The organism is Bradyrhizobium sp. SZCCHNRI3052, assembly GCF_032484895.1.
In the GTDB taxonomy this organism is placed as follows: Bacteria; Pseudomonadota; Alphaproteobacteria; order Rhizobiales; family Xanthobacteraceae; genus Bradyrhizobium.
Window position 1 is genome coordinate 1,047,885 of the sequence record NZ_JAUETW010000001.1, and the last position, 26,156, is coordinate 1,074,040.

Here is a 26,156-nt window from a genome sequence, read left to right on the forward strand (position 1 = left end):
AGCCGAAACACCCCCGACAAATTACGATGGTTGATTTGCAGGCGCTGGTGAAACTTGGGAGATGACGCAAGTGAGTCTCAGAAGCAACGTTGCTCGAAGCGCCGAAAGCAGCCTCATCCAGGTCATCCCGACGGGAAAGACGCTCGGTGCCGAGGTCTGCAATGTCGATCTCGGATCCTTCGACGATTGGGCGTTCGCCTCGTTCATGCGCGCGCTGCTCAAGCATCAGGTCCTACTGGTGCGCGGCCAGCGGCTTGGTGAACGTGACATCGCGGCCTTCAGCCGTCGCTTCGGTCACGCGGATCTATTTTACACCTCCCCCGGAGGCTTGCTGGGCGACAGACTGTCATTCTGCAGCCTCTACGCCGCTTATGACGCGCTCTCACCGGCGCTGCGCAGCCGCGTCGCTCATCTGAAGGTTCGTCATCTCGCGACCGACACCGCCGATGATGGCCGTCGCACCGTCATCGCAGGCCCGGTGCATCCGCTGGTCGGCAATCATATCGATACCGGCCGCTCGATGCTCGCGCTGGGGCAGCGTCGCCATTCCTATGTCGTCGGCCTCGAGCAGAACGAATCAGACGCGCTGCTCGACGATCTCTGGCAGCTTGCCGAACGGCCCGAGTTCAGTTGGACCCACACCTGCCGACCGGGTGATCTCGTCGTCTGGGACACCCGCTGCACGATCCACCGGCACGAGCCGCCGGACATGCCGAGACTCCTGCACAGCCCGCCGCTCTGGAGCACGATGCCCTCGGCTTGAGCCCGCGACGGGGTCAGCGCGCGCAAAAACTCGTCGTCCCCGCGGCCCGCCACAGCGTCCACAGCGTCGCGAGGCGCGAGCGGGAGCGCGGCTGAAACGGATCGTCGCGGGGTCCGGCCCGCGCAAGGTCGCGCCGGACCAGCGCGAGCGGCAGCAGAACCGGCCGCACGGCCGGTGGCGCCTGACGCGCCAGCTCGAGGGTGTGATCGAGATGCTGCCGGGCCTGCCCGCGCAGGTCCATGATCACCTCTTGGATCGCCGGCGACGCCTTGCCGGAGAACATCTCCTCCTGGCCGACGCCATGCCGCGCGAGAAGATCGAGCGGGACATAGAGCTGCCGGTGGGCCGCATCGCGCGGCAGCGCCGCGATCACCTGGAGCAACCCTTGCGCGATGCCGGCATGGTGCGCGAGATGATCGGCGTCCGCAAACGGCGGCGCAATGATCTGCGCGGCCAGCGCGAACAGCGCGCCACGCGTGTCGCCGAGATAGCCGTCTAGCGCCGCCATCGTCGGCATCGGATCGTTGTAGAGATCGAACTGATGCTCATCGACCAGGCGCGTCAGCCGCTCGACCGGAAGCGCGAAGCGCTGCACGGTGAGCAGCAATTCGGCCGCAACGGGATTTCCCTCCGCGCCGCCATGTTCGTGACCCGTCAGCGTGTCGTGCCACCACTGCAGGCGGACTTCGCCCGGCAGCGGCTGCGACACGAGATCTCGAATGCGGCTGACTTCGACGTTGAATGCGTACAGCGACAACAGCGCACGCCGGGGCTCGGGCGACATGAACAGCGTCGAGGCGTAGCGGTCGAAATCGTGCTCGCGGACAAGGCCTGCACAGAACGCGGCGTCGCTGTTGGCGTTCGTCTCGCTCATGGGACGGCGATGAGCGCTACCGCAACCCGGCGCCGCTCGCCGATCATGACGTTGTAGGTGCGAATCGCGGGGCCGGTCTGCATCGCATCGAGCACGACGTTCACGCCACGCAGGGCCGCGCGCAGCGGTGCCGGCGCGATCCAGACTTCGTTTCCGGTGCCGATGATGAGCGTGTCGATCCTGTTCGCCGCATCAAAAACGCGCTGCAACGAATAGCGGTCGATCTGGTCGGGCTGGATGACGTCCCAGGCCCAGATCGAGTCGGGCAGGCACAGCAGCGAGCCGCGATGCGACATGCCGGCAAAGGCGAAGCCGCCTTTGCCATAACCGTCGATCGGCGCGGACCGCGGGAAATGCGGGGCGTCAGTTGCCATGCGAGACCAACATCTCAACCCCGATCCGGGTCCAACGGCTGATCAGGGCTTCTTCTTCGGCTCGTCGACCTGATCACCCCGAACGGTTCCGACGCCGAGATAGATCAGGATCGGCGCGGCGATGAAGATCGAGGTGTAGGTGCCGACCAGCACCACGCCGAACATCATCACCGCGGTGAAGCTGTGGATCGCCGGGCCGCCGAACAAGAGCAATGCCAGCAGCGCCAGGGTCACCGTGACGTGCGTGATGATCGAGCGCGACAAGGTCGAGTTGATCGATTCGTTGAGCAGCTGCGGCATCGGCATCTTCTTGTAGCGCCGCAGCATCTCGCGGATACGGTCGTAGATGACGACGGTGTCGTTGAGCGAATAGCCGAGAATGGTCAGCAGCGCCGCGATGCTGGTGAGGTCGAAATCGACCTGGCTGATCGACATGAAGCCGATCGTCAGCACGATGTCGTGGACGTTGGCGATCATGGCACCGAGCGCAAACTGCCATTCGAACCGGAACCAGAGATAGATCAGGATCGAGATGATCGCGAGCATCAGGCCGAGCATGCCGACGGCCAGGAACTCGCCGGAAACGCGCGGCCCCACCACCTCGACCCGGCGATACTCTACGGAATCGCCGATCGCCGCCTTGACCTTGTTGGCGGCCTCCTGCTGAGCGGCGTCGCCGCCCGGCTGTTCGGCAATTCGGATCAGAACCGATGCATCGGCCGCAGTGCCGAACTGCTGCAGCTGCACCTCGCCCAGACCGAGGGTCGCCAGCGTCGCGCGCATCCCCGCAATGTCGGCGGTGCCGGACTTGGCCCGCACCTCGAGCAAGGTGCCGCCGCGGAAATCGATGCCGAGGTTCAAGCCATGGGTGAAGAACAGCACGATCGCGAGGATCGACAGCGCCGCAGAAATCGGAAAGCTGATGCGGCGGAACTGTGTGAAATCGAAATGCGTGTCGTCGGGAACGATGCGCAGCGACGGCAGCAGGCCGAGCGCGCTGACCACCGTCAGCACCGCGATCAGGATGCCAAGCCCGATGAGAACCCAGTGTGTCACAGTAGCTCCTAGATTGGCACGCTTTGCGGCCGCTTCCACCGCACCCACCCCGCGACGATCAGACGGGTGAGCGTGAAGGCGGTGAAGACCGTGGTGAGGATGCCGATGCCCAAGGTCACGGCGAAGCCGCGCACGGGGCCGGTGCCGATATAGAACAGCACGGCGGCGGCGATGAAGGTGGTGATGTTGGAGTCGAGAATGGTCGCCAATGCGCGCTTGAAGCCGGCGTCGATCGCCGAGATCGCATTGCGGCCGCCCCGCAGCTCCTCGCGGATGCGCTCATAGATCAGCACGTTGGAGTCCACGGCGATGCCGACCGTCAGCACGATGCCGGCGATGCCCGGGAGCGTCAGCGTCGCATTCAAAAGCGACAGCACGCCGAAGATCATCGCGACGTTCACCGCCACGGCGATGTTGGCGAACACGCCGAACAGCCGGTAGGTCACCAGCATGAACACGATGACGAGGATCGAGCCGACATAGGATGCGAGCTCGCCCTTGGCGATCGAATCGGCGCCGAGGCCCGGACCGACGGTACGCTCCTCGATGACAGTGAGCGGCGCCGGCAGCGCGCCGGCGCGCAGCAGGATCGCGAGCTCGTTGGCGGACTGCACGGTGAAATTGCCAGAGATCTGGCCGGAGCCGCCGGTGATCGGCTCGCGGATGACCGGCGCCGAGATCACCTTGTTGTCGAGGACGATGGCGAACGGCTGCCCGACATTCTCGGTGGTGGCTTGCGCAAACTTGCGCGAGCCGGCCGAGTTGAAGCGGAAGGTGACGATCGGCTCGTTGGTGCGCTGGTCGAAGCCGGTCTGCGCATCGGAGAGATCACCGCCGGAGACAAGCACCTGCTTCTTCACGACATAGGGCTGGTTGGGTGGCGATGCGCTCTGGAGCACCTCGGAATCCGGCGGCACCCGCCCCTGCACCGCCTGATCCGCCGGCACCGAGGTGTCGACCATCCGGAATTCCATCTTGGCCGTGCGCCCGAGCAGGTTCTTGAGCTGCGTCGGATCCTGCAAGCCCGGCACCTGCACCAGAATGCGATCGTTGCCCTGGCGCTGGATCACGGGCTCGACGGTGCCGAGCTCGTTGACGCGGCGCTCGACGATCTGCATCGACTGCTCGATGGTCTGGCGGATGCGTTCGGTGATGGCCGCCGGCGGGATCGTCAGCCGGACCAGTCCGCCGCCGGCATCGCTGACTTCGAGGCTGCGCTGGCCGCTGGAGCCGAGCAGCCCGCCGAGCGGCTGCGAGAGATCGCGCAGCTTGGAGATCGCAGTTCCCGTGTCGCTTTCCTTGGTGATCCGGACCTCGACCCCATCACCCCGGCTCACCAATCCGGTGTAGCCGATCTTGGCATCGCGCAGCGTGCGGCGAACGTCGTCGCGCACGGCATCGAGCCGCTCCTTCTTGATGTAGTTGGAGTCGACCTCGAGCAGCAGATAGGAGCCGCCCTGCAGGTCGAGGCCGAGCACCAGCCGGCGCTGCGCCCAGGCCGGCCAGGTCTTGACCGTCGCTTCGGAGAAGAAGTTGGGCACCGCGCACAGGCACACGACGAGCGCCGTGAGAATGATGCCCAGCGCCTTCCACCGCGTGAAATACAACATGGAGGTTGTCCGTAAGGGCCGTAGCCGGCCCGGAAAATCAGAACATCACAAAGAGCGAAGGCCGGCGTTCAACCGGCCAGGCCGGCGATCAGCTCGCGGCCTTCTCGTCCTTCTTGTCGTCCTTTGCGTCTGCCTTCGCGGGCTCGCCCTTGGTGCGGACGCCCGTGATCATCTGGCGCATCTGGCGCACGCGCACGCCGTCGGCGATCTCGAACTCGACCTGGTCGTCGTCGACGACCTTGGTCACCTTGCCGACCAGGCCGCCCTGGGTCACGATGGTGTCGCCGCGGCGGACGTTCTTGACGAGATCGGCGTGCTCTTTGACCTTCTTCTGCTGCGGCCGCAGGATCAGGAAATACATGATCACGAAGATCAGCGCGAACGGCAGCAGCGACATCAGCATGCTGTTGGTGTCGCCAGCGCCGGCGGCCTGGGCATAGGCAGGGGTGATCAGCATGTGGTCGATCCTCGTGGGCAGCGCCCGGTGAGACGGGAATAGCCGGCGAACCACGCTTGTCTCGGCGCGGGCCGGCCTCTTGCGAATTTCGCGCGGAATATAGCGGCAGCAGTCCCAATAGCAAGGCGCCCCGCCCCTTCATTTCGCCCCGCTTGCGGCAGCCGGCGAGGCCCGATATGGCTGCCCCATCAGGAACTTGCAGCATGTCGAAAAAACCAGCCAAAGCCTCGTCCCGCGCCCCCGCCAAAAACGCCCTCAGACCGCTCGCCAAAGGCCCCCGGCCTGCAGCGCAAAAGCCACCAAAGATCGCGGCAAAGCGTCCCGCCGGCCCCGCCTCCGATGATACGGCTGACCGGATTGCCCGTGCGCTGGAAGCAATTGCCGCGCATCTGGCGACAACCCATGCGGGTGCCACGCCCGCGCTGGACCTCAACGCGGCCGACGCCTTCGTCTGGCATCCGAACGGCCGGCTCTCGACGGTGCCGCGCGTCAGCCGTGTCGAGATCGACCTGCTCAAGGGCATCGACCGGATGCGCGACATCCTGATCGAGAACACCGAGCGCTTTGCCAACGGCCTGCCGGCCAACAACGCCTTGTTGTGGGGCGCGCGCGGCATGGGCAAATCATCGCTGGTGAAGGCCGCCCATGCCAGCATCAACGTCACGCGCAAGCCGGCCGACCGGCTGAAACTGATCGAGATCCACCGCGAGGACATCGAGAGCCTGCCGGCCCTGATGGACATCCTGCGTGCCGCACCGTTCCACTTCATCGTGTTCTGCGACGACCTGTCGTTCGACGGCAATGATGCGTCCTACAAATCGCTGAAAGCCGTGCTCGAAGGCGGCATCGAGGGACGCCCGGAGAACGTCATTCTCTACGCCACCTCCAACCGGCGCCATCTGTTGGCCCGCGACATGATCGAGAACGAGCGCTCCACCGCGATCAATCCGGGCGAAGCGGTCGAGGAAAAGGTCTCGCTGTCCGACCGTTTCGGCCTATGGCTCGGCTTCCACCGCTGCAGCCAGGACGAATACCTCGCGATGGTCAAAGGCTATTGCAGCCATTTCGCCATCGCAGTCGCCGAGGATCAGTTGGAGCGCGAGGCGCTGGAATGGGCCACGACGCGCGGCTCGCGCTCGGGCCGCGTCGCGTGGCAGTTCACGCAAGATCTGGCGGGCCGCCTCGGCGTGCGGCTGACAACGCAAAAAGCCGCGCAGTAATCTGCGCGGCCCTGTGTCGTCCACGATTGCGTGGGGTCAAACGACCGGACCTCACGCCCCGTTGAGGAATTGCAGCGGGTCAACCGGAGACGATCCCTTGCGGATCTCGAAGTGGAGCTGCGGCGATCCGACTTCTCCCGATTGACCCGACTTGGCAATGACCTGGCCGCGCTTGATCGGATCACCGCGCTTCACCATCAGCTCACTCGCATGGGCATATGCGGTGACATAGCCGTTGGAATGCCGCACCAGGACCAGATTGCCATAACCCTTCAATTCATTGCCGGCGTAAGCGACGACGCCATCTTCGGCCGCTTTCACCGGGGTGCCCTCGGGCACGGCGATGTTGATGCCATCGTTGGACTTGCCGTTGGTCTTGGCGCCGTAGCTGGTGATCACCTTGCCGCGCGCCGGCCAGCGGAAGGTCGGTAGCGAGCTGGTGGTCTCGGCCGGCCGTGCCGGCTCCTCTTCCTTCTCGGGCGCCGGATTGGCCTGGGCCAGGCGGGCGGTCTGGACCGGACCGGTGGCCGTCGCGACCCGCGTTGTCGGCGCTGGCGCCGGCACGGTCGCAACCGCCTGGGGAACGGTTGCGACCGGAGCCACCGGCGCAGCTGCCGCCACGGCCCTGCCAGGGACGGTCAGCCTGGTCCCGAGCTTGAGCGGCGAAGCCTGATCGAGATTGTTGGCGCGGGCGAGCTCAGCCGCCGTCAGATGATTCTGGCGGGCGATGCTGGCGAGTGTCTCGCCGCGGTTGACGAAATGGACGGTGGACGGTGCGACGGCCGCCACCGGCTTCGGCGCGACCATTGGCGCCGCGGCAACGGGCTGGGCCGCGGGCGCAGCCGCCACCGCGCCAGGATGCGGAATGATCAGCTGCTGGCCTGGCGACAACGCACGCGGGCCCTTGTAGCCGTTGGCAGCCAGGATCTCAGCCGGCGTCACGCGGTAGCGCCTGGCGAGGATGTCGAGCGTATCGCTGGTACCGACGATGATCTTGGTGCCACTGGCAGGACGCGCGGCCGCGACCGAACGCGGCGGCACGGTGCCGGTGGTCTCGAGGCGCGGCTGGGCCGGCGGAGCATAGGAATGCGCGGGCTGTGCATAGGCCGGGGGTGCGGCGACGGCGGGCGCCGCGACGGGGACCGCAGCGGGTGGCGCATAGGACGCGACGCCGCGCCCGCCCGACGACATGCCTCCGGCGCCGCCACCAGTCGGATAGGATTGCGGAGCCCCGACCGCCGGGGGCGGCAGCGCCGAGGACGAATAGGCTGGCGCCGACGCGGGAGCCGGCGTGTAGGACTGGCTATATTGCTGGTGCTGCCGGGGCGGCTGCGCCTGCACCGACCCGGTGGAATCGGATGCAAAGGGGTTTGAAAACGGATTTTGCGTCTGCGACAGCCGCGTCGACATGTCGGCGCTGCAGCCGGCGACGCCGAACGACATCAGCGCCAACGCCGCAACTTGCGGCAGGCGGCGCGAGCGAAGCAACTCGACGGTGGCGGGCATGGTTACTCACTCGTACGCAACAAACAACGAATTCGAGTAAACACAGCCGCGGTAAATAAGCGCTTAAGCCGCGAATAAAGCGTTGTGCGGCCTGCTGATCCGCACGTTTAAAGTTCGCGCGCAATCCCCGGAATTGCCGGCACAAATCGCACGTCGACGAGCTCCTTTCGGTCGAAACGATCACCCGTTCGCGTGATCCTGACGAGCGTCTGCACCCCGTGTTGCGGCCCGACCGGCGCGATCAGGATACCGTCCGGCTCCAGCCGGTCGAGCAGGCTCTGGGGAATCTCGTCCATCGCCGCCGTTACGATGATGCGGTCGAATTGGCCGCCCCCCGGGGGCAGCGCGTAGCCATCGCCGAGCATGACCTCGACATTGAAGCAGTCGAGCCTCTCCAACCGCTCCCTGGCCTTGTCGGCCAATGTCCGGAAGCGCTCCACCGTCAGGACGTTGGTGGCCAGCCTGGACAGAATCGCGGCCTGGTATCCTGACCCCGTCCCGATTTCGAGTACACGATGGGACTTCTGCAGCTTGAGCTGCTCGGTCATGTAGGCGACGACGAAGGGCTGGCTGATGGTCTGCCCGCAGGCGATCGCCATCGCGCTGTCACGATAGGCCTCCGGGCGGTCGGCCGGCAGAACGAACTCCTCCCGCGGCACCTCTTCCATCGCGCGCAACACCGCCTGATCGCTGATCCCCCGCCGACGCAGGGTCAGCTGAAACATCATTTTCTCGGGAGGAGCAGCTGGGGGCATCGGGATGTCGGTTGGTGGGCTCGTGCGCAATTTACCTGCCGGGCGAGGGTTGCGCACCGATTTTCCGCACACCCGTCGCAACCGGATGCACCGTCATGGTCCCGGCGACGACCGCGTTCCGCACGAGGAACCAAGTCGGGTCCGGTTCGTTCACCTTATGGGCGATCGTGCCCACGCCGCACGACCGTGAAAGACGACATTGTTGACGTTGCGCCATAAGCCGTTATTTGCGAGCGTCAAATCGGGTATGGGCAAGGACTGACATCATGACTGCACCGCGGCCGCCGCGCGGCTCTGTGTTTTTGGTTGAAGACGAAGTCATGATCCGAATGATGGTCGCCGACATGCTGGAAGAGCTCGGCTACACCGTCGCGGCCGAAGCCGGCGAAATCGGCGAAGCGATGCGGCTGGCCGAGAGCACCTATTTCGACGTCGCCATTCTCGACGTCAACGTCAACGGCAAGGTCATCTCGCCGGTGGCCGATCTCATCAAGGCGCGCAACCGTCCCTTCATCTTCGCAACCGGCTACGGCTCGTCGGGGTTGCCGGAAGAATATCGCGACCGGCCGGCCCTGCAGAAGCCATTCCAGCTCGAGACGCTCGGAAAGGCGATCGACCATGCCCTGCGTGGCGCTGGGCCACAGGGGTAGAAGGCGCTTCAGCCGAGAATGTCGCTGAGCTTGCCGGAGAACGCCTCGTCCGTGCGATCCAGGCGAAGCGGGGTCACTGATACGTAGCGCGCCGCGAGAGCTGCGAGGTCCGTCCCCTCGTCGGGCACATCGAGCGAGGCAGCCCGGTCGAAGCCGATCCAGAAATAGGGGTTGCCGCGGCCGTCGCGCCGCTCATCGACTTTCAAGAAGCCCAGATTGCGCTTGCCCTGGCGGGTGACCACGACGCCCCTGACCTCTTCCGGTGCACAGGCGGGGAAGTTGACGTTGATCACTGTATTCCTCGGCACGCCGGCTTCGAGCACCTTGCGCACGATCTGCGGGCCGAATTTGAGCGCGGTGTCCCAAGACGGCTTGTCACGCGTTGCGACGCTGAATTCCTGCGACAGGGCAAACGACGGCAGACCGAGAATGGTGCCTTCGAGCGCGCCGGCGATGGTGCCCGAATAGACCACGTCCTCGGCAACGTTGCGGCCCTTGTTGACGCCGGACAGCACCACGTCGGGCAGCTTCGCCCCCAGGATATGACGGGATCCCATGATGACGCAGTCGGTCGGCGTGCCGCGCACTGCGAAATGCCGCGGGCCGACCTCACGCAGCCGCAGGGGGTCATTGAGCGAGAGCGAATGGGACACGCCGCTCTGGTCCAGTTCGGGAGCCACGATCCAGACGTCGTCGGACAGGGCGCGTCCGATCTCCTCGATCACCTTGAGACCCGGCGCATGGATTCCGTCGTCATTGGTGCAGAGAATCCGCATGGCCAACCTTCCGTCCCTCCGAAAGCATCGTTCGGGGGTGTCTTATCTGCTGTGCAGCATCGAGGCAAACCTGAGCGCGCTGCGGCACCACCCGGTCAATGCCGGATCCGCCACTGCGGCAGGAACCTGGCGAGCTGCCCTCGCGTGCCCAGCCTCAACGGTAGGCTGGATGCGCCGGGCGCTTGCTGGACAGGAGGCGCCGGCACCGCTGAAGGCTCCGTCCGCGGCACCGCCGCAAACCGGGCCCGCGCGACACTCAACGCCTTCTCGAAGTCGACGGGGTTGAACCAAGCCTGATCGCACAGCGAGTCGTGCAGGCCCTCGTCCCAGACCCTTGAGGATTCGATATCGAATGCTCCCTTCAGGCGCTGATCGACCGCCTGGATGCCGGAGCCGGTGACGGCCCATTGCCGTCCGATCCAGAAAATATCCCGATGCAGAGCCATGATGCCGGTATCTGAAAAGCAATTGCTGAACAGAACCGAGGATACGACCCGCCGGCGCGCACGCAATGGCGGCGACCTGGGCGGATGCAATTTGCCGCGGCGCTATGGCTCCGCGGTCACCACCTTGAGGCCGCCCATATAGGGCTGCAGCACATCGGGGACGGCGATCGAACCGTCGGCCTGCTGATAGGTCTCCATGACCGCGATCAGCGCACGGCCGACAGCCGTGCCCGAACCGTTCAACGTGTGCACGAAGCGCGGCTTGCCATCGCTTCCGCGATAGCGTGCATCCATGCGGCGCGCCTGGAACTCGCCGCACACCGAACAGCTGGAGATCTCGCGGAAGGCGCCGCCATCGCCCTGCCCGGGCATCCAGACCTCGATGTCGTAGGTTTTCTGCGAGGAGAAGCCCATGTCGCCGGTGCACAGCGTGATGACTCGATAGTGCAGATCGAGCCGGCGCAGCACTTCCTCGGCGCAGGCCAGCATGCGCTCGTGCTCGTCCGTGCTGGTCTCCGGCGTCGTGATCGAGACCAGCTCGACCTTGGTGAACTGATGCTGACGGATCATGCCGCGGGTGTCGCGGCCGGCGGCGCCCGCCTCGGCGCGAAAGCACGGCGTCAGCGCCGTGAGCCGCATCGGCAACTCCTTCTCATCGACGATGGACTCGCGCACCAGGTTGGTCAGGGCCACCTCGGCAGTTGGAATGAGACCCAGCCGCTCGGTCTTGAGGCGATCATCCGGCTCTGCAATCAGCTCGCCCTTCACGGCCCAGAACTGGTCGTCCTCGAATTTCGGCAATTGGCCGGTACCGAACATGACGTCGTTGCGTACCAGCAGCGGCGGATTGATCTCGGTGTAGCCGTGCTCATTGGTATGAAGATCGAGCATGAACTGCCCGAGCGCGCGCTCGAGCCGCGCCAGGCCCCTCTTCAGCACGACGAAGCGCGCGCCCGACAGCTTCGCAGCCGATTCGAAGTCCATGGTGCCAAGAGCCGCACCGAGATCATCATGCGGCTTCGGCGCGAAGGCGTAGTTGCGCCGGGCGCCGAACATGTGGCGCTCGACATTGTCGTGCTCGTCCTTGCCGTCCGGCACCTCGTCGAGCGGCAAATTGGGAATCGCCGAGAGCTCGCGCGCCAGCTCCTCATCCGCCTGCTTCGCGGCTGCCTCCAGCTCCGGCATGGTGGTCTTGAGCTTGGCGACCTCCTCCATCAGCGCCGATGCGCGCGCGTCATCCTTGGCCTTCTTGGCCTCGCCGATTTCCTTGGAGGCGGCGTTGCGCCGGGCCTGGGCCTGCTCGGAGGCCAGGATCGCCGCGCGCCGCCGCTCGTCGATGGCGAGCAGATGCGACGACAGCGGTGCCAGACCCCGGCGCGTCAGCGCCACATCGAAACCTTGCGGATTGTCACGGATCGATCTGATGTCGTGCATGGTCGTTCGGTCCTGGGAACGAAGAGTATCGGCGAGTCGCCTGGGCTCGCGGGCCGGCCTGCACTACCGCGAATGGCGCCGGATGGGAACAGGCAACGCCCTCGGATGTCCCCGAGCGCAACCGTTCTATTCGGAAGGGTCGGCCGGGAGATTCCCCGAGCCGGACGACGAGCCGGACTTGGCCGCAGCCGCCTGCTTCTCGACGATGCCGACCGCGATGATCGCGCCCTCGTAGAGCGCCAGCAGCGGCAGCGCCAGCGAGGCCTGGCTGAGCACGTCTGGCGGGGTCAGCACGGCGGCGATGATGAAGGCGATCACAATGAAATAGCGCCGCTTCTCCTTCAGCATCTGCGAGGTGACGATGCCGATGCGGCCGAGCAGGGTCAGGATGACCGGGAGCTGGAACGCGATGCCGAAGGCGAAGATCAGCGACATCATCAGCGACAGATATTCACCGACCTTGGGCATCAGCGCGATTTGCGCCGTCTCGGGGCCGCCGAGCTGCTGCATGCCCAGTGAGAAGCGCACGATCATCGGCCACACCGCAAAATAGACCAGCATGGCGCCAAGCACGAAGAAGACGGGGGTCGCTATCAAGTAGGGTAGGAAAGCATTGCGTTCGTGGCGATACAGCCCCGGCGCCACGAACTTGTAGATCTGCGTCGCGATGATCGGGAACGAGATGAAACCAGCGCCGAACATCGCGAGCTTCAACTGCGTGATGAAATATTCGAGCAGCTGGGTGTAGATGAACTTGCTGTTCTCGGCACCTGCGACCCAGACGAACGGCAGCACCAGGATGTTGTAGATCTGCTTGGCGAAAAAGAAGCAGAAGATGAAGGCCACGCCGAAGCCGATCAGCGCCTTGATCAGCCGCGACCGCAGCTCGATCAAGTGGTCCATCAACGGGGCCTTGCTGGCCTCGATATCTTCGACGGTCATGACGCTTTGGCGTCCTTCGGGCGGTCAGCTTCTGCTGACGCAGACATTTCAGGCTGTGGCTCGGGTTTGATTTCACGGACGATCGCCAGCGGCTCGCCCACGGATTGATGGACTTCAGCCTCTGCGAAGGTCTCGGCCACTGGAGGTTCGGGGGTGGTCGGGGTCATCACAGGAGGCTCGGGCGAAGCAGCAGCCACATCCGATGCGGGCGCCGGCTCGGCGGGCTTGTCGATCCCCTCGATATCGAGAGCCTTGTCGACGTCGCGCTGCAACGAGGAGATCACGCCGGTCGGGGTGAAACCGCTGGCCGCCTCGCGGACCTCATCGAAGCTCTTCTTGAGGTCGGCCATCTCCGCTTCGCGCATCGCCTCCTGGAACTGGCCCTGGAACTCCGAGGCCATCCGGCGCGCCTTGCCGATCCATTGCCCGACCATGCGCAGGACGCCCGGAAGCTCCTTGGGACCGATCGCGATCAACGCGACGACCCCAATGACGAGCAGCTCACTCCAGCCGATATCGAACATGAAACAATCCGCCTACGCGACGACGCCTCTGATCCCGCCTATCCGGGCCTGTCTGAACAGGTCCCGGTGCCGTCCCTGCGGGAGCGCGCCGCCGGCGCCTTTCACGCGCAGATCAAACGGCTTTGCTGCCGACATCCGTGCGGGTGGCCGAAGGCGTGGCGCCGTGATCGATCGACTTGACGGGCTCGGTCTTCTCCGGCGCCTTGTCGTCGTCCTGCATGCCCTTCTTGAACGCCTTGATGCCCTGCGCGACGTCGCCCATCAGATCGGAAATCTTGCCGCGCCCGAACAACAGCAGGACGACCGCGATCACGACGATCCAGTGCCAAATGCTAAGCGAACCCATCCTGCAACCCTCCAAACACCGGCGCAGCCTTCACCCGACTGCCCGTCGACGCTACCGCCGAAACCGCGTCATATCCATGGACTTGACCGCGACACTTCGCTTCTAGCATTCGATTGCGAAACATCAACACGAACGCGGCGCATCAGCCGAAAACGGCCCGCGGACAGCCCAATCTGGCCGGAAGGTAGGCGCCAACGCCCCCAAAAACAAGCACTTAAGGTCCGACAATTCGCGGCCGGACCTACGTAATAACGCGAGTGTTAACAGCCCCGGCCGCTAGCTTTGGTGCGGCGAGCCGTCGTCGTCGGTATCGCGGTCGTGCGCGTCATCGGCCGCGTCGATCTCCTCATCCGCCATGTCGACCTCGGCCTCGGCCTCTGCCTCGTCGTCTGCCTGAGCGTCGGCGTCGGCAGACAGCTCGACGAGCTCGATAACGGCCTCGTCGTCCGGCTCGACCTCGATCTGCTCGACGGCCAAGTCCACCTCGGTGATCTCGGTTTCCGCATCGGCGCCCGGCAGTTCCAGATCGCCAACGGCGACCTGCGACGAGGTGTCGTCCCGAACGGCGGCCTCAGCGGTCGCCATCTGGCCTTCGGCGACCTCGGCCGCAGCCGTGTCGGCTGCGATCGTTTCCATCTCGGCCGTTTCGTCTTCCGCGGCTTCGGCCTCGCCAGGCTCGGCCTCCACCGCCGGCGCAAGCGCCAGGTCGAGATCGCCGGGATCCAGCGGCTCCTCGTCCTCCCGCAGCGTCGGATCGTCCGATGGCGTCGGGACGGTGAAGCCGGTCGGCAGCCGGGAATCCAGCAGGCCGGTCCCCTTCAGCTCTTCCAGGCCAGGCAGATCGCCCAGGGTCTCCAGGCTGAACTGAGCCAGGAACGCATCGGTGGTTCCGAAGGTCAACGGACGGCCCGGCGTCTTGCGGCGCCCCCGCGGCTTGATCCAGCCGGTCTCCAGCAGAACGTCCAGCGTTCCCTTGGAGGTGACGACGCCGCGGATCTCTTCGATCTCGGCACGCGTCACCGGCTGGTGATAGGCAACGATGGCCAGAACTTCGATCGCCGCGCGCGACAGCTTGCGCGTCTCGGTGCTCTCGCGCGTCATCAGCCAGGCGAGGTCGCCGGCGGTACGGAAGGTCCACTTGTTGGCGACGCGCACGAGATTGACGCCGCGATTGGCGTACTCCGCCTGCAGCTGCGCCAGTGCGGCCTTGATGTCGACACCTTCAGGCATACGCTTGGCGAGCGCAGCCTGCTCGAGCGGCTCGGCCGAGGCAAACAGGAGAGCCTCGAGGATGCGCAACTCTTCGGGGCGCGCTACAGGCTCGATCGCGATCTCGTCGGGCTCTTCCATGCGCAGTTCCGCCAAGCTTGCCATGGCAGGGTCTCCTTGTTCGTTACTCAACCGTCAAGTCCGGCGCAGCCATGGCGCCGGGCTGGATCGGTGGACGCTTACGAAAGTACAGCGGCGCGAACGCCTGCTTCTGGTTCAGCTCGAGCTTGCCTTCGCGAACCAGCTCGAGGACGGCCGCAAAGCTCGATGCGAAGACGGTGGCCTTCTGTGCAGGCTCGACGACGTAGTCCAGCAGGTAGTCGTCGAGACATCCCCAATCGTCCGAGACCTCGGTCATACCGACCAGACGCTCGAGCGTGGCGCGGGCCTCAGCAAGCGACCAGACCGTGCGCTTGGCCATATGAACGGACGTGACGACCCGCGACTGCCGCTGGATGGCATAGGCCGACAGCAGGTCGAACAGGGTCGCGGTGAACTTGGGACGACGGACCTCCGCTATGGCCTCCGGGTTGCCGCGCGGGAACACGTCACGCTGGAACTGGGGCCGGTTCATCAGGCGATTGGCGGCTTCGCGGATCGCCTCCAGCCGGCGCAGCCGGTTGGCAAGTGCCGTCGCCATCTCCTCAGCGCTCGGACCTTCCTGCGCTGGCGGCTCGGGCAACAGGAGACGCGACTTCAGAAAAGCGAGCCAGGCCGCCATCACGAGATAGTCGGCGGCGAGCTCCAGCCGGATCTTGCGGGCAGCCTCGATGAACTGGAGATATTGGTCGGCGAGCGCCAGGATGGAGATCTTGGCAAGGTCGACCTTCTGCTGCCGCGCCAGCGCGAGCAGCAGGTCGAGCGGGCCCTCGTAGCCCTCGACGTCGACGACCAACGCCGGTTCGGCCTCGGCCAGCTCCGTCGTGGGACGGCCGGTTTCAAACGACAGAATTTCAGCGGTCATGCGCTAGCGGATCCCAGCCGGTTGATCAAGGCGTCGAGCTCGCGGCGCGCGGCGTCACGATCGAAGCCTGTGGGTGCCTTGCGCGCCGCAAGCGCGCGATCGGCGCGGATCAGAGCCTGCCCTTCAAGCTCAGGCGTCTCGGCGGCCACGGCCTGCATCTCGTCGAGCTTGCCGTTGCAATGCAGAACCATGTCGCAGCCAGCCGCCACGATCGCGCGCGTGCGCTCGGCGATCGATCCGGCCAACGCGTTCATGGAAACGTCATCACTCATCAACAAACCCTGGAACCCGATCCGTTTGCGAATCACCCGTTCGATCATTGTCGCAGAAGTCGTGGCCGGATGGGCGGCGTCGATCGCGCTAAACACAACATGTGCAGTCATCGCCATCGGGAGGTCGGCCAGCGGCCTGAACGCGGCGAAATCGGTTGCGTCGAGCTCCGCTTCTGGCGCGTCCACGGTCGGCAGCCGGACATGGGTGTCGGCGGTGGCCCGGCCATGCCCCGGAATGTGCTTCAGCACCGGCAGCACGCCGCCCTGCTCCAGCCCCTCCGTCACCGCCCGGGCGATCGCCGCCACCTTTTCTGGCGTCGTGCCATAGGCTCGATCCCCGATCACGGCATCGGCGCCGGCGACAGGGACGTCTGCGAGCGGCAGGCAATCCACAGTGATGCCGAGCGCGAGCAGGTCGTCGGCGATCAGGCGAGCGCTGAGCCAGGCGGCACGGAGACCTGCGGCCGAATCAAGGTCGTAGAGACGGTCGAACACCACGCCGGCGGGATAGACCGGCCAATGCGGCGGCCCCAGCCGCTGCACCCGGCCACCCTCTTGGTCGATCAGGACCGGAGCGTCGGCGCGGCCGACGCAGGCCCTTAATTCCTCAACCAGTGCAGTCACTTGGGCGGGCGACTGGACGTTGCGCTTGAACAGGATGAAGCCCCAGGGCCTGGACTCGCCGATGAACGCGCGCTCGGCGTCGGTGAGATCAGGCCCGGAGATGCCGGTAATGAAAGCCCGCATGGTCATGCGGGCCGCATAGACCCCGCCTCGGGGGCGGTCAAGCAGGCCTTAATTGTTGCTAAACGGGAAACACTGTCCGCCGGCAGTTTTCAACGATCCGCACATCTTGTTGGCCTCTTCCTTCGTCGCGAAGGGCCCGACGGCTGCGCGGTACCTGACGCCGCCCTTCTCACCCAGATCCATCCGCTTGATGATCGGCTCATATTTGCCCAGCACGGCGCCGTACTTGTCCTGCACCGCCTTGTAGGACGACATCGCCTCCGCCTCGCTGGCCTGCGACGAGATCGAGACCAGGTAGCCGCCGGTACGATCGGTCTGGGTCTGCTCGGTGACCGGCACGGCCGCGGCGATGCGCGCCGGTGCGGCCGGCTGCGGTGTCAGCGGCATCGGGCTGTCGTTGGCGGCCGACGCGTTGGCGTTGGCCGGCGACTTTCGGCCCTTCGGCGTCGCCGCCGGCTTGGTTGCAGGCGTCGCCGGCATCGGCGGATCAGCCGCAGCGGCCTGATTGCCCCCCGTCACGGACAGCGTCTTGATCGGACGCGGATCGCTGTTGGGCAAAATGCCGTTGGCGTTGGCCATCTGCGACATCGGGGCCGCCCCGGCGCTGACCGGCGGCGGACCCGCATTCTGGTTCATCTGCGGGAACACCACGCGCGGATTGCCGCCGCGGGCGTTCAGATCCATCGGCGTCTCCTCGCGGGACACGAGCTTCTCGCCGCCGTCATTGCCGAGCAGACGATCCGGCACCTTCGGCGTCGGATCCTGCTGGGCCATGATCTTGGTCGGACTGTTGTCGGCGCGAATGATCGGCGGCTCGCCGGTACGGCCGGACGAGATGTAGGTCTTGTAGCCGTAGGCGCCGCCGGTGCCGACCACCGCAAGGGTCAGCACCGCGAGCACGGTGCTCATGCCGCTGCGCCGCCGCGGCCGCTCCTCTTCCTCGCCCTCGTCGTAACCGTCCTGATAGCCGTATTGGCCGTCCTGGAAATCGTTGTCGCCCTGAAACCCCTGCTGTCCCGAGCCCATCTGCCCGAACAGCGCATCGTCATAGCGCGAGGAGTCCGGCTCGTTGTCGTCGAAGCCGTTGTCGCGGTTGTAGTCGCGGTCATTCTCGGCGAACCCGTGGCGCGATTCCCCGACGCTGTAGTCGAGCTTGGACAACTGATCGGCGAACTCCGCGTTCGGATAACCCTGCTGCTGCCGGGGAGCGGGCGCGGGCGCGAAATCCTGGTCCGGGAAACCCGGCTGGCCGCGCGGATCCTGATAGCCCGCCGGAAAGGCCGGCGGTGCAGGCGCGGGCTGCGGCGGCTCGCGGCCGATGTCGGCGAAGGGGTTGGCGGCGGCAGGCTGGGCACGTTGCATCCAGGCCGGAGCGCCGGCCGGAGGCATGCCGGGAACCGGCTGTTCCGGCGCGGGCGCCGCGGGGCGCGCCATCGGACGCGGTTGAGATTGCGGAGTTGCCCGGCCCGAGGCGGCAAAAGGATCGTTCTGCCCGATCAGGCGAGCGAGTTCGGCGAGCGGATCGGCATCGGCCTGCTGGTTTCCACCACGGCCAAAACCATCAGCGGGAAAGGGTCTGTCCTGGTAACGATCAGCCATCGTGATGAAGCGTCCCTGCGGGTGAGCCGCATATGCGTCCTAAGGCGGACCCTGCCAGATTGAGGCCCCCAACTGAAGTCGTGTGTTTCCCCCAATCAGCGCATTGCATCAGGAGCATTAACGCCCAAGATCGCAAGTCCCGACGCCAGAACCGAGACGACGCCCTGAACCATGGCCAAACGTGCCTTGGTCAATTCTGCATCATCATCGATAATGAAGCGTAAATAGGGCAAATCCCGCCCCCGCGTCCAGAGGGCGTGAAATTCGCTTGCAAGTTCATACAGGTAGAAGGCGATCCGGTGCGGCTCATGCGCCAGCGCTGCGCTCTCCACCGTACGTGGGTACAGTGCCAGGCGTTTCAAGAGGTCGTGTTCGGCCGAGTCGGAGAGTTTTTCGAGGTTGGCCTCGCGGAGGAACGCTAACCGCGCGCCCTCGTCCTCCGGCAGGTCCTGGAGGCTCTCCCGCGCATTGCGAAAGATCGAATGCCCCCGCGCGTGGCCATACTGGACATAGAACACGGGATTGTCGCGCGACTGCTCGATGACCTTGGCGAGGTCGAAATCGAGCACGGCGTCGTTCTTGCGGTAGAGCATCATGAAACGGACCGCATCGCGCCCCACTTCATCAACAACTTCCCGCAAGGTGACGAAGTCGCCGGAGCGCTTCGACATCTTCACCGGCTCGCCATTGCGCAACAGCTTGACGAGCTGCACGACCTTGACGTCGAGCACGGCCTGTCCGGCCGTCACCGCTTTCACCGCCGCCTGCATGCGCTTGATGTAGCCGCCGTGATCGGCGCCGAACACGTCGATCAGGTCGGCGAAGCCGCGCTCGAACTTGTGCCGGTGGTTGGCAATGTCGGAGGCGAAATAGGTGTAGCTGCCGTCCGACTTGATCAGCGGCCGATCAACGTCGTCGCCATAGGCCGTGGCGCGGAACAGAAGCTGCTCGCGATCCTCCCAATCCTCCACCGGCGCGCCCTTGGGCGGCGGCAGACGGCCTTCATACACGTCGCCCCGCTCGCGCAGGAACTCGATCGTGTCGGCAACCTTGTTGGTGCTGCCTGCAATCAGCGAGCGTTCCGAAAAGAACACGTCATGACGGATGTTGAGCGCGGCGAGATCATCCTTGATCTCGGCCATCATCATCGCGATCGCCTTGTCGCGCACGATCGGCAGCCACTCGGTCTCAGCGAGCGCCTTGAGCTTGTCGCCGTGCTCGGCCGCGAGCGCCTGCCCGACCGGCTTGAGATAGTCGCCGGGATAGAGCCCTTCCGGAATGGCGCCGATGTCCTCGCCGAGCGCCTCGCGATATCTGAGGAAGGCGGAGCGCGCGAGTACGTCGACCTGCGCGCCGGCGTCGTTGATGTAGTACTCGCGCGTGACATCGCGGCCGGCGAACTGCAGCAGGCTGCATAGCGCATCGCCGAACACCGCGCCGCGGCAGTGCCCGACATGCATCGGCCCGGTCGGATTGGCCGACACGTACTCGACGTTCACCTTCGGCGCGCCGGGCACCGGCGCAACGCGGCCGTAGGCGGCGCCTTCGCGCAGGATCGTCGCCAGCGCCTTCGCCCAAACCGTCGGCTGCAAAGTGAGATTGATGAAACCCGGACCGGCGACGTCGACCTTCGCCACCAGCGCATCTTCGCGCAGGCGCTGGGCGATCTGCTCGGCGAGATCACGCGGCTTGGCCTTCGCCTCCTTGGCGAGCACCATCGCCGCGTTGGTGGCCATGTCGCCATGGCTCGGGTCGCGCGGCGGCTCGACGACCACGCGCGAAAAATCGATGCCCTCGGGCCAGCCGCCATCCTTGGCGAGCGCGGCGCAGATCGCGTGCACGCGGGCCAGCATGTCGGCGAAAAGATAGGGGGTGGACGCTTGTTCAACCATGCCGCCGCCTAACGCAAATCCGGAGTCGAGTCAAAAAGCCGGTGGTGCTCCGTTAAGGCGAAACGGTCCGTCATTCCGGCGATAAAATGGCCGATGCGGCGAGCCCGATCGCCCTCGCCGTCGCAACCGTCCAGCCAGCCCGCGGGCAGCGTCGAACCGTCCTCATGGTAGCGGCCGTACAGGTCGGCGACGATGCGCTCGGCGTCGCGCATCACCCGCATCACCCGCTCATGGCGGTACATCCGCTGCCAGAGAAACCCCTTGATGGTCGCCTCATGCTCGGCCACATCGGCCGGAAATGCCACCAGCGGCCCGCTGTGCCGCCTGATGTCGTGAGGCGACATCGGCTGCGCCCGCGCGATCCGGCGCTCGGCCTCGGCCGCCACGGCGGCGATCAGGTAGGAGATCAGCTCGCGCACCAGCTCGGCGCCGCGCCGGATCGGATCGAGCGCCGGATATTGGCGATCGATCTCGGCGATCATCGCGGCCAGCAGGGGAATTTCCTTGAGGTCGTCGACCGTGAACAGGCCGGCCCGCAGCCCGTCGTCGATGTCGTGGGCGTCATAGGCGATGTCGTCCGCGAGCGCCGCGACCTGGGCCTCGAGCGAGGCGTAGCTCCACAGCTCCAGGTCGAACCGGGTATTGAACTCGGCGATTCCCGGCGGGATCGGCTCCTGCAACGGCCCGTTGTGCTTGACGATGCCCTCGAGCGATTCCCAGGTCAGGTTGAGTCCGTCGAAATCCGGGTAGCGCTGCTCGAACGACGTGACGATGCGCAATGTCTGGGCATTGTGGTCGAAGCCGCCATGGTCCGCCATGCAGCGGTTCAGCGCGCGCTCGCCGGCATGGCCGAACGGCGGATGGCCGAGATCATGCGCCAAGGCCAGCGTCTCCGTCAGGTCCTCGTCGAGGCCGAACTGCCGGGCCAGCGCGCGGGCGATCTGGGCCACTTCCAAAGAATGGGTCAGGCGGGTGCGGTAGTGGTCGCCTTCGTGGAAGACGAACACCTGGGTCTTGTGCTTCAGCCGGCGGAAGGCGGTCGAATGGATGACGCGGTCGCAATCCCTGCGGAACGCGCTGCGGGTCCGGGACGGCGGCTCGGCGAACAGGCGGCCCCGGCTGCGATCGGGATCGCAGGAATAGGGAGCGCGGGGGGCAGCCATTCCGACCGACACGGGCGATTGTTCCTTTTGCGGTTTGATTCCTCGGCGGAGCCCACTTAACTATGGGGAGCGCCCGGCACCAAATGAATAGGGCATGACGCGCTACCTCGGAGACCTCCTGCCATGACTGATGCCTCGACCGGCCCCGTCACCATCAGCGAACGCGCCGCCCGCCGCATCGGAGAGATCCTCGGCAAGGAGAGCGCCGGCGCGATGCTGCGCATCTCGGTCGAAGGCGGCGGCTGCTCCGGCTTCCAGTACAAGTTCGACATCGACCGCGCCAAGGCCGACGACGATCTCGTTATCGAGCGCGATCGCGCGGTCGTGCTGGTCGATCCGGCCTCGGTGCCATTCCTCGCCGGCTCGGAGGTGGATTTCGTCGACGACCTGATGGGCGCCTCGTTCCGGGTCAATAATCCCAACGCCACCGCCTCCTGCGGCTGCGGCACCAGCTTCTCGGTCTAGCGTCCCCTCGTTGTCGGCTCAGGCCTCCGCCGTCGCAGCCGGGACATCTGACGGCGCAAGCGCCGGCGCCTCGACGTTTGGCGCGGGCGTTCCGATCGCCTTCAGCATTGCCGCCACCATGGCCGGCTTGCGCAACGGCTTGGCCAGAAAGTCGGTCATGCCGGCCTCGCGGCATTGCTTGATGTCGTCCGGGAAGGCGTTCGCGGTCAGCGCGATGATCGGCAGCTCGGCGAGCCGTCCACCCTTGGCCCGGATGGCCCGGGTCGCGGCGATGCCGTCCATTTCCGGCATGCGAACGTCCATCAGCACGAGGTCGAACTCCTGTTCGTCGGCCGCCTTCACCGCCTGCACGCCATCCGGAACGATGCATTTATCGACCGGGAACTCCTGCAGCATCTTCGACACAACCATGCGGTTGGTGGCGTCGTCCTCGGCGATCAGCACGCGCAAGGGACGGCCGAGTGCCTCGATCCGTGCCTTGAGGTCGCCGGCGCCGACCCGGTCGCCGCGCTGATCGGACACCTGCTTGTCGCTCCACGGCAAGGTCAGGCTGAAGCGGAAGGTCGAGCCTTCGCCCTGCACCGACGACACCGCGATGACCCCGCCCATCTGCTCGATGATCCGCCGGGAGATCGCCAGCCCGAGCCCGGTGCCGCCGAAGCGGCGGTTGATCGAGGCATCGGCCTGGGCGAAATCCGTGAACAGCTTGCCGACCCGATCGGCGGGAATGCCGATGCCGGTGTCGGAGACGCGCCACTCGATCGTCGCCCTGTGGTCGTCGCGCGTGCGGCAGGCCACGGCGATGGTGATGCCTCCCTGCTCGGTGAACTTCACCGCGTTGGACGCAAGATTGATCAGCACCTGACGAATGCGCGCCACGTCGCCCTTGAGCGCCGGCGGCAGCTTCGGATCGATATCCGCATTGACCAGCAGGCTCTTCGATTTCGCGTTGACGCCCATGATGGCGGTGACCGCCTCGACCAGCGCCGCCGGCGAAAAATCCACCGTCTCGAATTCGAGCTTGCCGGCGTTGAGCTTGGACAGATCGAGGATGTCGTTGAGGATGCGCTGCAGGTTGTCGCCGGACTCGCGGATCGTCATGACCGCGTGACGCTGCTCGTCGTCGAGCTTGGTCTCCAGCAAGGTCGAGGCGAGCCCGAGCACGCCGTTCATCGGCGTGCGGATCTCGTGGCTCATCATCGCCAGGAAGTCGGATTTGGCACGGCTTTCGGCTTCCGCCTGCTCGGCCCGCCAGCGCTCGGTGACGTCGCGGCCGAAGCCGCGATAGCCTGCGAACTTGCCCTCGTGATCCCGCGCCGGCCGCGCCGTCAGCGCCCAACGGCGGCGCTCGCCGCCAGCCACCACGACATGGATCAGAATTTCCGGGATCGACAGCCGCTGCGCCATGCGATCGGCCAACGTCTTGAGCGTCGCCGTATCGGTCGGGCAGAGATATTTCAGCGTATCGATCAGCCGCTCGCCCTTGAGCTGATCGAGCGGAAGCTGGGCCACGTCGGCGAAACGCTGCGGCGCGTCGATCAGCCGGCCCTCGGCATCGGTCTGCCACAGCCAGCTCGCGGCGTTCTCCTGGAATTCCTTCAGGAGCAGCGAGATCGTCTCGTTCTGGCGCTCGTGCCGGATCTGCGCCTTCAGGTTCTCCAGGAACACGTTGCCGTGCGACACCAGGTGCCGCACCATGAACGACGTGTAGAGCAGCAGGAACACGACGAGCACGAGATAGGTCGCGCCGCCGCACAGAAACAGCGAGCCCACCGAGGCGAGCATCAAGGTCCAGGTGTAGGCGAGACCAGCCCGCGGCACGCTCGACATCGCGAACGCGCCACCGGAGATCATCCCGGTCATCAGCGAACCCACGATGATCTGCAGATGCGGATCGACCTGCGGCATCACGATCAGCGGCAGCGATCCCCAGATCGTCGCCAAGAAGAACGCCTGCAGCGTCATCCGGGAGATGGCGCGCTCGGACGCCTCCTGCGGCCGCGACTTGCGCGCGCGCCACCAGCCGCGCAGCGCCATGCCGCCGGCCACGCCGATCGCAGTGCCCCACGCGATGAGGAAGAGATTGGAGACGGTGTTCCAGAACACGCCGAGAATGATGGCCGCGTTCGCGAAATTGATGCCGATTGTCACGGGGACGAGGCGCGCGACGGCATCGACCTGCCGCGCCCGGATGCGCCGGCGATCGCGCTCGGTGAGCGCTTCGTCGTCGAGACCCTCGATGGCGCCGAAGCCGCCGATCCAAAGGAAGAACGCGCCCAGCGGACTGGCGCTTGCGGTTCGCTTCGAACTCGTGGGATCCCCAGGCCAATTCATGAGGGCGCGATGCTTTCCTTGTGGTCCCTTGCCATGCCTGATCGGCTGCTTCAGCCGCGTTAATTGTTCCGCCCGTAGAATTACGGAAACTCCGAATGCCCGCGCTGGCAGCGCCGGATGCAACTCATCGTTCCCGCGGCACGATGTGCCCGAGTCATGATCGTCCGTTTCCCCCTCGTTCAGGTCGAGGGCGCAGGGAATGCCGGGCGCTGGCCGCAACCCATGGCCCGCCTGCAGAAAGAAAGCAGGCGGCAGTCACCACAGGTCCAGCCGGTCAACCGGCATTCCCTGCACGACGGCTCTACGCCTTATACGCATTCTCCCCGGGGACCGGGCTGTCTTGCCCCCGTGACCGGCGGATCATCGTCACCACCGGCGTGGCCTCAGCGTCGGGAGACCAGGACCATGCGATTTCGGCGTGCGCCCTGTGCCGTTCGTCCGCACGGCATCACGCCATGCTGCGGCCCACGACGCCCATCGCATCCCACCCCGCGTGTCGTGACGATCGCGATACGCCCCTCGTGCCGGGGCGGGACGGCGACATAGGAGCATGAATTCTGTAAAAGCGAAACCACGATATTTTTCGCACCGGGACTGGACAGGGCAAATCAGCTTGAAGGCGCTCGTGAAATTAATCTCTCGGCGCACGCTATTCGACGCCGGCTGCGCCCAATTGGCATCGCCAACATGGGTCATGCGGTGGATCGATTTGCCCGACGTGCACGCGGGACCGCAATCACCACGTCGTTGTTCGCTGATCCCTCACAGCACCGCGCCGGAGGCGTAGGCACTGGCCCAATGCGGAAAACCGTTTTCGGCGGCACGCGCCGCCGCGTGATCCCAGTCATAGGTCAGCGCCAGCAGGTCGGCCTGCCAATGTCCGCGTCGCTCGGTCAGAACCGCGTAGCGCGCGTGCGGCGAGCGATGTTCGAGCTGGGCTGCGATCGGGATGTCGCCGAACACCGGGCAGCCGACGCTGCCGGGGTTGATCACCAGCGGCCCACGGGGCACCTGCACCACCGCCTGCCGATGGCTGTGGCCGCACAGGACCAGCGTGGCACCGCCGATGTTGGTGAGACGTGAGATGAGCACGTCGCGGCGCGCCGGGACGTAGCGGCCATCGTCCAGCATCTCTTCGAGCAGGAGGGCACAGTCATCGTCTGGCGTGCCATGCACAGCGAGGATGCCATGCTCCAGCGCGATCCGCGCCGGCAGGGCATGCAACTGGCGTCGCTGCTCAGGCGTGACCGCCGCACGCGCGAAGCGGCCGGCCGGCGACAACTTCTCCTCCGGCCATTCCTCGATCCAGCGGTCATGATTGCCGCGCACCGTCGGCAGCGCCAGGGATTGCAGCAGATCGAACGTCTCCCGCGGCCACAGCGGGCTGGTCACGCAGTCGCCAAGATTGACCGTGGCGTCGACGCCGCGCATCTTGATGTCCGCGAGCACCGCCTCCAGCGCCGGCAGATTGCCATGCACGTCGGAAATCACAGCCAGCCGCATTGTCGCCCCCTCGCAGTCCCGTCTCTCTTCAGTCGCGTGAGGTAGAACTCTAGCATCCTCGTCATTGCGAGCGAAGCGAAGCAACCCAGAGTCCTTGGCGGCCCTGGATTGCTTCGCATCGCTCGCAACGACGGTGGAGACGCCGGATGAACTAGAGCGCGGCGCCTCCTCGCTCCATCTATACTGCAGCGGAAGCGGTGGCCTCGGCGCCTACG

General features: G+C 65.7%; 25 protein-coding genes. 4 read left to right on the plus strand and 21 right to left on the minus strand.

Features of this window, described 5'->3' with window-relative positions; translation table 11 throughout:
- Nucleotides 1-70 precede the first annotated feature (70 nt).
- Complete coding sequence (locus QW887_RS04810; protein WP_315751017.1) at nucleotides 71-763, plus strand: TauD/TfdA family dioxygenase; 693 nt, start codon at nucleotides 71-73, stop codon at nucleotides 761-763.
- 13 nt (nucleotides 764-776) lie between these two features.
- On the opposite strand, the gene QW887_RS04815 is transcribed toward QW887_RS04810, so the two are convergent.
- The 5 genes from QW887_RS04815 to yajC form a co-directional block, all read right to left on the minus strand.
- Nucleotides 777-1,637, minus strand: coding sequence for a phytoene/squalene synthase family protein (locus QW887_RS04815; protein WP_315751016.1), 861 nt, complete (start codon nucleotides 1,635-1,637; stop codon nucleotides 777-779).
- Nucleotides 1,634-2,011 (minus strand): Mth938-like domain-containing protein, encoded by a 378-nt coding sequence (locus tag QW887_RS04820; RefSeq protein ID WP_316194211.1) that lies wholly within the window; start codon nucleotides 2,009-2,011, stop codon nucleotides 1,634-1,636. The genes QW887_RS04815 and QW887_RS04820 overlap by 4 nt, the downstream gene beginning before the upstream one ends.
- Before the next feature lie 42 nt (nucleotides 2,012-2,053).
- A complete protein-coding gene (gene secF, locus QW887_RS04825) occupies nucleotides 2,054-3,067 on the minus strand; it encodes a protein translocase subunit SecF (protein WP_315711726.1) in 1,014 nt (337 codons plus the stop codon).
- A gap of 8 nt (nucleotides 3,068-3,075) precedes the next feature.
- A complete protein-coding gene (secD, locus tag QW887_RS04830) occupies nucleotides 3,076-4,677 on the minus strand; it encodes a protein translocase subunit SecD (RefSeq protein ID WP_316194212.1) in 1,602 nt (533 codons plus the stop codon).
- A gap of 88 nt (nucleotides 4,678-4,765) precedes the next feature.
- Complete coding sequence (yajC, locus tag QW887_RS04835) at nucleotides 4,766-5,134, minus strand: preprotein translocase subunit YajC (protein ID WP_006614336.1); 369 nt, start codon at nucleotides 5,132-5,134, stop codon at nucleotides 4,766-4,768.
- Between the two features lie 203 nt (nucleotides 5,135-5,337).
- On the opposite strand from yajC, the gene QW887_RS04840 reads away from it, so the two are divergent.
- On the plus strand, nucleotides 5,338-6,354 hold the full coding sequence (locus QW887_RS04840) for an ATP-binding protein (RefSeq protein WP_316194213.1): 1,017 nt from the start codon (nucleotides 5,338-5,340) through the stop codon (nucleotides 6,352-6,354).
- A 51-nt stretch (nucleotides 6,355-6,405) separates the two neighbouring features.
- On the opposite strand, the gene QW887_RS04845 is transcribed toward QW887_RS04840, so the two are convergent.
- Nucleotides 6,406-7,860, minus strand: a complete 1,455-nt coding sequence (locus QW887_RS04845) for a LysM peptidoglycan-binding domain-containing M23 family metallopeptidase (protein ID WP_316194214.1) — start codon at nucleotides 7,858-7,860, stop codon at nucleotides 6,406-6,408.
- 107 nt (nucleotides 7,861-7,967) lie between these two features.
- Nucleotides 7,968-8,615 (minus strand): protein-L-isoaspartate(D-aspartate) O-methyltransferase, encoded by a 648-nt coding sequence (locus QW887_RS04850; RefSeq protein WP_316194235.1) that lies wholly within the window; start codon nucleotides 8,613-8,615, stop codon nucleotides 7,968-7,970.
- Nucleotides 8,616-8,881: 266 nt separating this feature from the next.
- Between QW887_RS04850 and QW887_RS04855 the strand changes: the two genes are divergently transcribed.
- The gene (locus QW887_RS04855) at nucleotides 8,882-9,265 is read left to right on the plus strand and encodes a response regulator (protein ID WP_315711720.1); all 384 of its coding nucleotides are present in this window, start codon (nucleotides 8,882-8,884) and stop codon (nucleotides 9,263-9,265) included.
- 8 nt (nucleotides 9,266-9,273) lie between these two features.
- Here the strand turns inward: QW887_RS04855 and surE are convergent, their stop codons facing one another.
- The 12 genes from surE to QW887_RS04915 form a co-directional block, all read right to left on the minus strand.
- Entirely contained in the window at nucleotides 9,274-10,041 is a 768-nt protein-coding gene (gene surE, locus QW887_RS04860; RefSeq protein ID WP_315711718.1) for a 5'/3'-nucleotidase SurE, read from the minus strand.
- Nucleotides 10,042-10,136: 95 nt separating this feature from the next.
- On the minus strand, nucleotides 10,137-10,487 hold the full coding sequence (locus tag QW887_RS04865) for a hypothetical protein (protein ID WP_316188283.1): 351 nt from the start codon (nucleotides 10,485-10,487) through the stop codon (nucleotides 10,137-10,139).
- Between the two features lie 102 nt (nucleotides 10,488-10,589).
- Nucleotides 10,590-11,921 (minus strand): serine--tRNA ligase, encoded by a 1,332-nt coding sequence (gene serS, locus QW887_RS04870; protein ID WP_316188282.1) that lies wholly within the window; start codon nucleotides 11,919-11,921, stop codon nucleotides 10,590-10,592.
- Between the two features lie 126 nt (nucleotides 11,922-12,047).
- Nucleotides 12,048-12,863, minus strand: coding sequence for a twin-arginine translocase subunit TatC (gene tatC / locus QW887_RS04875; protein WP_315827526.1), 816 nt, complete (start codon nucleotides 12,861-12,863; stop codon nucleotides 12,048-12,050).
- Nucleotides 12,860-13,387: a Sec-independent protein translocase protein TatB gene (tatB, locus tag QW887_RS04880; RefSeq protein ID WP_315711712.1), complete on the minus strand. Its 528-nt coding sequence runs from the start codon at nucleotides 13,385-13,387 to the stop codon at nucleotides 12,860-12,862. Before tatB ends, tatC begins: the two co-directional genes overlap by 4 nt.
- A 112-nt stretch (nucleotides 13,388-13,499) precedes the next feature.
- Nucleotides 13,500-13,733, minus strand: coding sequence for a twin-arginine translocase TatA/TatE family subunit (locus QW887_RS04885; RefSeq protein ID WP_006614346.1), 234 nt, complete (start codon nucleotides 13,731-13,733; stop codon nucleotides 13,500-13,502).
- 276 nt (nucleotides 13,734-14,009) lie between these two features.
- Complete coding sequence (gene scpB / locus QW887_RS04890) at nucleotides 14,010-15,107, minus strand: SMC-Scp complex subunit ScpB (RefSeq protein ID WP_316175347.1); 1,098 nt, start codon at nucleotides 15,105-15,107, stop codon at nucleotides 14,010-14,012.
- Nucleotides 15,108-15,126: 19 nt separating this feature from the next.
- Nucleotides 15,127-15,966, minus strand: coding sequence for a ScpA family protein (locus tag QW887_RS04895; RefSeq protein WP_315711705.1), 840 nt, complete (start codon nucleotides 15,964-15,966; stop codon nucleotides 15,127-15,129).
- Nucleotides 15,963-16,991 (minus strand): beta-N-acetylhexosaminidase, encoded by a 1,029-nt coding sequence (gene nagZ, locus QW887_RS04900; protein ID WP_316188281.1) that lies wholly within the window; start codon nucleotides 16,989-16,991, stop codon nucleotides 15,963-15,965. Before nagZ ends, QW887_RS04895 begins: the two co-directional genes overlap by 4 nt.
- 42 nt (nucleotides 16,992-17,033) lie before the next feature.
- Complete coding sequence (locus QW887_RS04905) at nucleotides 17,034-18,584, minus strand: SPOR domain-containing protein (protein ID WP_316188280.1); 1,551 nt, start codon at nucleotides 18,582-18,584, stop codon at nucleotides 17,034-17,036.
- A gap of 95 nt (nucleotides 18,585-18,679) precedes the next feature.
- Complete coding sequence (gene argS, locus QW887_RS04910) at nucleotides 18,680-20,476, minus strand: arginine--tRNA ligase (protein ID WP_315711702.1); 1,797 nt, start codon at nucleotides 20,474-20,476, stop codon at nucleotides 18,680-18,682.
- 8 nt (nucleotides 20,477-20,484) lie between these two features.
- Nucleotides 20,485-21,651, minus strand: a complete 1,167-nt coding sequence (locus tag QW887_RS04915) for a deoxyguanosinetriphosphate triphosphohydrolase (protein WP_315711700.1) — start codon at nucleotides 21,649-21,651, stop codon at nucleotides 20,485-20,487.
- Nucleotides 21,652-21,762: 111 nt separating this feature from the next.
- Here QW887_RS04915 and erpA point away from each other — a divergent pair, with 111 nt between their 5' ends.
- The gene (gene erpA / locus QW887_RS04920) at nucleotides 21,763-22,104 is read left to right on the plus strand and encodes an iron-sulfur cluster insertion protein ErpA (RefSeq protein WP_315711699.1); all 342 of its coding nucleotides are present in this window, start codon (nucleotides 21,763-21,765) and stop codon (nucleotides 22,102-22,104) included.
- Between the two features lie 18 nt (nucleotides 22,105-22,122).
- Here the strand turns inward: erpA and QW887_RS04925 are convergent, their stop codons facing one another.
- Nucleotides 22,123-24,438, minus strand: a complete 2,316-nt coding sequence (locus QW887_RS04925; protein ID WP_315750995.1) for an ATP-binding protein — start codon at nucleotides 24,436-24,438, stop codon at nucleotides 22,123-22,125.
- Between the two features lie 762 nt (nucleotides 24,439-25,200).
- Nucleotides 25,201-25,941 (minus strand): metallophosphoesterase family protein, encoded by a 741-nt coding sequence (locus QW887_RS04930; RefSeq protein WP_316175338.1) that lies wholly within the window; start codon nucleotides 25,939-25,941, stop codon nucleotides 25,201-25,203.
- Between the last annotated feature and the right edge of the window lie 215 nt (nucleotides 25,942-26,156).